The 7529-nt window shown below is 38.9% G+C and carries 8 protein-coding genes; 4 read left to right on the top strand and 4 right to left on the bottom strand.

What is annotated here, in order from left to right:
- Positions 1-453: 453 nt before the first annotated feature.
- From FQ082_RS12715 to FQ082_RS12705, 3 genes are read right to left on the bottom strand one after another with little or no spacing between them, the layout of a single operon-like run.
- Entirely contained in the window at positions 454-1263 is an 810-nt protein-coding gene (locus tag FQ082_RS12715; RefSeq protein WP_149493430.1) for a hypothetical protein, read from the bottom strand.
- A gap of 2 nt (positions 1264-1265) precedes the next feature.
- Positions 1266-2945 carry a MobA/MobL family protein gene (locus FQ082_RS12710; RefSeq protein ID WP_149493429.1) on the bottom strand — a complete coding sequence of 560 codons (1680 nt, stop codon included), beginning with the start codon at positions 2943-2945 and terminating at the stop codon, positions 1266-1268.
- A gap of 51 nt (positions 2946-2996) precedes the next feature.
- Positions 2997-3695 (bottom strand): hypothetical protein, encoded by a 699-nt coding sequence (locus FQ082_RS12705; RefSeq protein WP_181718011.1) that lies wholly within the window; start codon positions 3693-3695, stop codon positions 2997-2999.
- Between the two features lie 136 nt (positions 3696-3831).
- Here FQ082_RS12705 and FQ082_RS12700 point away from each other — a divergent pair, with 136 nt between their 5' ends.
- The 4 genes from FQ082_RS12700 (at position 3832) to FQ082_RS12685 (ending at position 6503) form a co-directional block, all read left to right on the top strand.
- Positions 3832-4125: a mobilization protein MobS gene (locus FQ082_RS12700; protein ID WP_149493427.1), complete on the top strand. Its 294-nt coding sequence runs from the start codon at positions 3832-3834 to the stop codon at positions 4123-4125.
- Positions 4126-4143: 18 nt separating this feature from the next.
- Entirely contained in the window at positions 4144-4689 is a 546-nt protein-coding gene (locus FQ082_RS12695; protein ID WP_223145366.1) for a hypothetical protein, read from the top strand.
- Between the two features lie 278 nt (positions 4690-4967).
- Entirely contained in the window at positions 4968-5786 is an 819-nt protein-coding gene (locus tag FQ082_RS12690; RefSeq protein WP_149493425.1) for a hypothetical protein, read from the top strand.
- A gap of 234 nt (positions 5787-6020) precedes the next feature.
- Positions 6021-6503 carry a hypothetical protein gene (locus FQ082_RS12685; protein ID WP_149493424.1) on the top strand — a complete coding sequence of 161 codons (483 nt, stop codon included), beginning with the start codon at positions 6021-6023 and terminating at the stop codon, positions 6501-6503.
- 93 nt (positions 6504-6596) lie between these two features.
- Here the strand turns inward: FQ082_RS12685 and repM are convergent.
- Positions 6597-7529 (bottom strand): replication initiation protein RepM (gene repM, locus FQ082_RS12680; protein ID WP_149493423.1); only part of this gene is annotated, 933 nt, incomplete at its 5' end.

Genomic DNA, 7529 nt, shown 5'->3' with positions numbered 1-7529 from the left:
TAGTTAAAGGCTTATCGGCTGACAAACCTTCATTTTTCTCTCTGCTATCTATGATAGCCAACTGAACCAACCTTATTTCAGCAAGCGTAAGATTTTGGATTGCTGTATTTAGTCTGTTTGTCTTAACTATAAGATCCATCTTATTGTTACCTGCATTCATACTTGGTTTCATCGACTTAGCCCTCTAACTATATAACGATAAATAATATAGCATCATTATAACGATAAATAAATAAATATCGTTATAAGGTAAGTAAACTACGTTCTATGGGTAAGTAAACTACGTTCTATGGGTAAGTAAACTACGTTCTATGGGTAAGTAAACTACGTTCTATGGGCAGTGAACGCCTTTATTATCAATGGCTGTAGCGTGTCTAAAAGCTATTAAAAGCATTAAAAGCATTAAAAGCATTTTTTCTTTTTTTTATTAACTAAAAAGATAAGGGTTTTGATCTATCTAAATTTGCAGTATTGTTCATTGTTTGTAGAACTAATAAAACATGATTTTTTTTGGACTATCGCATAATATTCACCGTCTGTTGGACTTTTAATGACGTTATGAGCAACCTTAGCTGATGCTATGCTGTCGTATTTTGCTTGACGTTCTTGAATTTCTGCCTTACTTGGTATCAGTAACCAAGCCAATAAAAGAGTCATAAGTAAAATAGACAAACAAATGACAGTTACAATACTAGTTATTTTCCAGCTTAACGCTTTAGCAAACTTATCTGATAACTCTTTTGTGTACTTCTCTGCCCCTTGCTTGGCTTGATGTCTAACACTGTTTAACGCAATGTTTGCATCATTAGCTAAGCTCTTGTTTTGTTCTTCAAAGTTCTCAGAAAAAAGCTTTAAGCTGCTAAAGTTAGTATCAAAAGTCTTTTTCATGGCAGTCGATAATTCAGACAGCTGGGTTATCTGTGTCTTCGCTATACCTATTGTACTTTCTAGCTGAATATTTGCTTGCTCAACGTGACCACCAACGCCTTGGGTTAGCCGGTTAGAGTAGTAATTGAGAAGATCAGCAACCTCTAAGCGAACCTCTTTAGCTGTACCGGCAACAATCGCTGATTTTATTTTACTTTCTCGTTCTTGATAATCTTTGAGCTGTGCGGTTAGTTCATTGACAAGCTTTGCGGTGGCTGTGTCTCTTGCTGCCATCGCTTGATATTGTTCTTCTCTTTGCGTGAGCAATTCGGTGTTATGCTCGGTAAGCGTTGCAATAGCGGTAAGCAAGTCTTCAAGGTTGGGTATCTCTGACATTTTTATCTTCCTAGTCTAGGGCTATGGCTGCGATTGATCTCGTTACTGTAGTCCGCAATGGCTTTTTGTGCGCTCTGTAGTGCTTTTTCCTGCGTTTTACCGATACTTTGCCCGTGATTGTCTGCAAATTCAGTTAAAACGCCTTGTAGGGCTGCTGTGTGCTTTTTACGCTCACTGGTATAGTGTAGATTTTTAATCTCACTCAAGGCTTGCGTTGATTTGTCGTTCACTAAGTCCGTTAACGCGGTACGCTCATTTAGCGCAAGCTCGCGCTGTCTCTGTGTGGTATCTGGGTTATCCATATACTGATTGAGGCTGTGTGTGATCTCATTAGCGACTGAAATCGATAAAATGGGTTTGCCTACCTTGCTGTCTGGATCAATCCCTTTCTGTGTATGCTGTTCTAACTGTGCCATTACAGCTGCATACAGCGCTTTTTTATCTACCATGAATTGCTGACGTTCACGCTCCAGCTGCTCGGCTATCGCTTGCTGCTGCCTTACTCTGTCGGCTCGTGCCTGTTCAATGCGCTCACGTTCGGCTTGTTCGCGTTTCTGTTGTTCAGCAAGCTCATGCTGCCTTTGCTGCTCCAGCGCCAACTCTTTTTGTTTTTGCTCGTCGGCTTTTCGAGTGGCAACCCCTTTCGCCATCGCCATCGCTTGTGCAACCGCGTCTAGTGAGGGCGCTTTAGCCTTTGGCGCAGGTGGCGGTTCAGGCTCTTTGATCGGTTCATCTACTGTGCTGTGTTCAATGTCTTGGATCGTATGACCATTCAAGATAATGGCATCAGCGGCATCATTCACTGTCTGATTTTTGGCAAGCTGAGCGCCCCATACCAGCTCGTTACGCTCGTTGATTATCTCGTTGATGGTGCCGAGCTGTGTTGCTGGCGTTTTGTCGATCTCGTAATGCTCGCCTTCTTCTTTGGCTTGTTCAGCTTTTCTTAGCTCTTGCTCGTATTTGTCACGTTCTAGCTTGGTAGCGACTGATCCCATTTTTAGCTGTGGCTCAATATCAATCCCTTGCGCGGCATAGCTGCGACTATCAATCAATTTATGGTCATGCTCGGCTAGTTTTTCGTTGGCGATCTGCTCCCATATTTGGCGTACCGTTTTAATCTCATGGCTCACGCGTTCCATACCAAGCGAGCGCCTTTTATTATCGGACAGCTCAATGGTCGCTTTGTCGGTTAGTATGATCTCGTTATTATCGTCAAGTGCTGCGCTGCGCGTGGTAAACAGGATATGAGCATGGAAGTTTCGAGGGTCTGCGCCCCGATCAATCTCTTTTTGTGTCGGTTGATGAATAGCGCAATCGGCAATCGTGCCGTAACGGTCTGCTAAGGTTTGGGCGAAGCTATGCGCTAACTCTTTTCTGTCTTGCTCGCTTAATTCATGCGGTAGATTAACCAGCCATTCGCGAGCAACACGCGCGTCTTTTCTTTTCTCGGCACTCTCCGCTTTGTTCCATAACTCACTACGATTAATATCAGCATTGGCAGCAGCCAATGCTGACGGCAAAATAATATCGGCACTCATCACCCCATGCTTTTTTGAATAGTCGTGAGTCTTACCATATCGCTTATCTTCCAATTCACAACCAGCACGATAGCTCGCACTGGCAACGGCACTTTGTCCGTTGCCTCGTGATATTGATTTAGTCGATGCGATGAAAATAGCCATTTCTATAATCTCTAATTTTTGATTTCAGCCCTGCCGGTTGATAAATTGAAATTAAGGTTGATATGAAAGATCTTTCTCGCTTTCTAAAACTTTTATTCCTCCCATAGTTCCAATACCTACAATGTAAGGATAATCCCAACAGACTCCTTTTTTATTTGATGGAGTCTCAGTAAACATGCCGCTGGTTTCTACAAGATCGCCCATTTGAATAAAAGTCCCATCGATAACTAATACTTTATGAGTGCTATCCCATTGTGTTATTCCATAAGGAAGAAGAGGAGTAGCTCTATAGCCACCATAAATACTGATGAAAACTAAGCAATTATTTTCCCAAGAAAATCGACCTGCTGCGCTTGTCATTTCTACTGGAATAGGCTCTCCTCGTTTATCGTATTTTTCATAATCATAATATTTAACATTATTTAAAGTAAGCTGTTCACGACGATCAGGCAAATTATTCGTTGACGGATTGCTGCTCTGGTATTCTTGCGTTGGCTCTTGATTATCATTTATAGATTTATAATTTGCTTCGTGCGTATGGATACAAGAAGACAGAAATGTACATGAAGCTAGTATTGTAATTAGATTGATCGTGGTTTTTAGAATCATAAATTTCTCTTTTAATCTAATTTTCAACCCATCAAATTCCCTAATAAGTGAAAAATTGATATTAGTGGTCTTTGGGGGTGTGGGGGCTTGCCCCTGCCGATGTTTTGATTTTATAAATGTGTGACCGTTAGGGATAAACATTTGTAAAGTCGAAAACTCGCACTTAGTCAGTGAGACTCAACCATCCGTCAATTAACTATATCATAAACTGTTGTTAGGTACTGGCGAACTTGCTATAGTCGGGTAAATAGATAATTTGATGGTTTAGGAGAAAGGTATGAGCTTACTTGGTGGTAACGATTTAAAAGAACAGCAGAATATTAACGCGCTTGAACTTAAAATAAATAAAGAAAAACAGAAGCTAGATAAAAAGCTAACACGACAAAAAATACTACTTGGTGCTTTTCTTGTAGATGCTTTGGAGAAGGATTCTGTAGATGGTTTAAAGGAATATACAGCCGATAATCTATTGAATTTCCTGACCAGACAGACGGATAAGGATTTAATGGCAGATCTGGTAAAGGGGCTTGGTGGTACGGTCGAGACTAAAACAGATTCTGAGTCGTTTTAAAAATTTAGGAGCTTATACGTGTCAATATACTATATTCTGCTAACTCCAATTTTAGCGTTAGTCACTTTAAACCTAACAGCTTGTATGAATACGTCATCGGTGATTAATAATATACCAACAATATCTACGTTAAAGGATGGGCAGGGCAAAGAGCCTTATTCTTATAATAAGCATTTTGTAAACGGTTCTATTAAATATAGAAACTACGAAGAGCTAGACGGAAAAGGTAGGACACTACCAGTAGACGCAATTGGGGTAGTAGGAAGGTTCTATATAAGCGAAGAAGATAATTGCCTCATATTTTATAGTGTAGATAGCACCAAAGTAGCTACGCCTATTTTGAATTATAAATACACACAATGGAATCCTCAAACGAAGGTGCTTACTATGGGTAATACTCATGTAGAGCTGGATCAATTGGTTCTAGTAGGAGGTGGTATTCAAGATACGCCTAAATCTTACCAAGGTTCTTGCCTGAACAGAGGATATATTATAGACATGCCATCATTTGGAGTAAAATTATTACCGGAATCCGATCTCCATTTATATAAGCAGAAGTTTTAATACTCTACCAAAAATACATATTCAGCGCAGTTTCGGGATGCGGTTCCCTAGTGAGGACTAGAACCTTAGGCTGTAGGCTAATGATATCGGTATATTGAGTTATTTAGGTAGTCGCGGTGTACTTCGTTGTGTACATGCAGTGAGCTTTTGGATCATTATTTTTATTTACTATAAGCGCTGTTATGGGAACAATAGGTATTATGAGTGTACAGTATTGATGGCAGAGGGCATCTTTAAGCTGGCTGATTAGATCCACTATGAGAATTAGGATAATAAAAGTGAATAAAATAATATTCTTAGCATTGACGAGTTTAATTTTAAATGGATGTAGTCAAGCTGTTACTACACAGCCACCAATTCCTAAAGCCGTCGAATTACCAAAAGTCAATTCAAAGCCGGTTACGACCAAAGCCATTGATTGGTCAAAAATTGATAAGCCAAATAATCTTATTGTTGATAATTTTCCTAAGGAAGTGACCCAACGCTATCAAATTGATGACGTCATGATGCAATCCTTTATCTCAGACTCTAAAGTAAGTAAGGGACAAGCGATGAGGATTTTGGCAATGCAAGTCGGGGTTCAAGACGAGGGTGTATTGCAAGGTTTATTTGATCAACTGGGTGACGATCTAGTGGCAGCAAGCTGGGGATTTGCAACACCTGACCAAAAAGGCATTAGAAAAGCTGATAAACCCGTCAATGATAAAGAAGCAGTTAGAGATTATCGTTTGTTTATTATGACAAGACCCAATGTAAAGGCAGAAATTCATCATTATGTATTTACCAGCAGTGATGCTAAGGATTTTAGCCTTCCGATTCAAATCTTACCAACAAATAAACGCTCAGCGGATGAATCAGCGGCTATTTATGGTGATGAAAAAATGTTTGAAAAAATTACCATCTTGATTCGAAATAAGTACCGTGGTGAAATGCAATCAATTGGCTATACACCTGTCAATCAAACGACAAATGTGTCGATTTTCTTTCCAGAGGGCAAACCTAGTCAAGCTACTTTAGATAAACTAGAGGCTGAATTAGAATCATTAACTAGCTTAGACATATCGATTGAAATACTTGCCGGTAGAATGATTTTCTAGCAGCAACAGTATACCCCAAGGGAACTAGCTATTTCACCCCAAAGACCTATTAACAGACTACTTAAAACAGACTGCTATAATGGAACCACTTATAATAGACCACTAGCCTTAATACTCTAGATAATTCCTGATACATGGTCAGAGACTTGATGCATTGTTAGCTCGTGTACTACGGGCAATACTGGTGGTGAAAAATTTCTAGTTTCTCCAGAATAATAACAAAGGTTACGTAATATGGATGCTTTTCATGGTGCATTAACTATCAAAAGATCGGTAATAACTTTGTCTGCAATTTTGCTATTAAATGGTTGTCAGACGGTAGATGCTAATATTAATGAACAGGCTCTTGCGAAAAAATATAGTAAGCCTTTCTTCACGTATTCCTTGCCTAAAAGCACTCTAGCAGAACCCCTTATCATTACTCCAACGGCTATTGTAGTAGAATTTAAATTTGATAACGGTTGTCTACTAGCGTTTGATGGAACGTATTGGATGACACCGGTTTTTCCTGAAGATCATGTAAACTTTGATATTAAAAATAAAGAGTTAAAACTCTTAGGTCAAAAATATAAGATGGGTGAGATGATAGATGCTGGTGGTTACACAACCCCATATGCATCCAATAAAATCAAAAACATAAAAAATACGCCTTCCAAAGAATGCATTACAGAGCGTTTAGCAGTTTTTTATGGTGATTATGAAGCATATACTTCATAGAAATAACTTCAATACTACTGTTAGTAAGGTATGCATTTTAGGTTACTAAATTTTAAGAAAAACTTCTAACCACTTATCACAGTCTAAAAAATATCAATAATCAAGATACTCTTTAATTGGACGTTTCTTAAATTGAGAAGCGTCTTTTTTAAGACGGTTGATCATTTCAAACTCCCACCCTTGCTGCGACTGTCCAGCTGGGCTAGTAGGGCTAACCATGTGATTATAGTCAGTAATAAACTGGGGATTACGAGCAATACGTCCTAGCTGTTTATCGTTTAGATCTTCAACCGTAAACATATCTGCTGTATCTGCATCTCTACTAATACTTTGTTGGTTACTGCCTTTCGGCTTACTTTTTGAAATTACCTTAAATTTAAAGCCGATAATATTTTTACCATCTTTTTCTTGCTCATAGCTAACTTTGATATCAGTGTGCTTGTTAATTTCTTTTATAGCTTTGTTTAAAACACCAGATTTGAAGTCACACATCCGTTCATATTCATCATCGTCCACTCCAAGCTGACCTCTAAATACTTTTAAGCCAAATAAAGGGGTCTTTTTGGCTTCACGCCACTGTATTAGAAGTTCATACAAACGTACTGAATACATGCTATTGAGCATTGATGTTTGTTCTAACGTGTATTTAGTAAAAAACTGCTCTATACCATTTATACGTGTTATTTCATTCACTACCGCAGGCGTAAATATAATCTCAATAGTACCTTTATCCTGCTTATATTTTGCCTGACTTATCCAACGTGACTTAACCGGATAGCCATCGTTTTCGTCTAAAAAAGTAAACCTACGCTCGAATAGATTTTCTTCTGCTTTTTTAAGGACGTCATAAGCACCCTGTCGTGTCGTCCCAAACGCTTCAGCGTACCTTGATGCTTTTATAGTTAAAGGCTTATCGGCTGACAAACCTTCATTTTTCTCTCTGCTATCTATGATAGCCAACTGAACCAACCTTATTTCAGCAAGCGTAAGATTTTGGATTGCTGTATTTAGTCTGTTTGTCTTAAC

Source organism: Psychrobacter sp. ANT_H56B (assembly GCF_008369245.1).
GTDB classification, from domain to species: Bacteria; Pseudomonadota; Gammaproteobacteria; order Pseudomonadales; family Moraxellaceae; genus Psychrobacter; species Psychrobacter cryohalolentis.
This window is presented reverse-complemented; position numbering and strand designations above follow the sequence as displayed.

Bases quoted from the DNA above. Each gene is read 5' to 3' on its own strand.
- FQ082_RS12715 (WP_149493430.1), bottom strand. From the start codon at position 1,263: ATGTCAGAGATACCCAACCTTGAAGACTTGCTTACCGCTATTGCAACG.
- FQ082_RS12710 (WP_149493429.1), bottom strand. From the start codon at position 2,945: ATGGCTATTTTCATCGCATCGACTAAATCAATATCACGAGGCAACGGA.
- FQ082_RS12705 (WP_181718011.1), bottom strand. From the start codon at position 3,695: ATGTTTATCCCTAACGGTCACACATTTATAAAATCAAAACATCGGCAG.
- FQ082_RS12700 (WP_149493427.1), top strand. From the start codon at position 3,832: ATGAGCTTACTTGGTGGTAACGATTTAAAAGAACAGCAGAATATTAAC.
- FQ082_RS12685 (WP_149493424.1), top strand. From the start codon at position 6,021: ATGGATGCTTTTCATGGTGCATTAACTATCAAAAGATCGGTAATAACT.